This window comes from Levilactobacillus tujiorum (assembly GCF_012641185.1).
Lineage (GTDB): Bacteria > Bacillota > Bacilli > Lactobacillales > Lactobacillaceae > Levilactobacillus > Levilactobacillus tujiorum.
Window position 1 is genome coordinate 1 of sequence record NZ_JAAXLK010000059.1, and the last position, 265, is coordinate 265.

At 43.0% G+C, this 265-nt stretch carries 1 protein-coding gene; it reads left to right on the forward strand.

Annotated elements, in window-relative coordinates; genetic code table 11:
- Nucleotides 1–237: IS3 family transposase (locus HF569_RS12195; protein WP_168902623.1), on the forward strand; the 237-nt coding region annotated here is incomplete at its 5' end.
- Nucleotides 238–265 lie beyond the last annotated feature (28 nt).

A 265-nucleotide genomic window follows, 5' to 3' on the forward strand; every position in this document is an offset into this window, starting at 1 on the left:
CGTAAAGGAAATATTCGTCAAAGCATGTCACGTCGAGCGACCTGTTTGGATAATGCGGCGTGCGAAACGGTCTTTAATAAACTAAAGGCCGAGATTGGACCAAGTAAGGCCTTTGAAGATGGCACCAGTCTAGAACAAGCAGTTGATGAGTGGATTCATTATTATAATAATGATCGGATTCAAGGTAAGCTTGGGTATTTATCACCACGTGACTTTGAGCTAGCACAAGCAGCATAAAACGTTCCAACTTTTGGGGTACACGTCA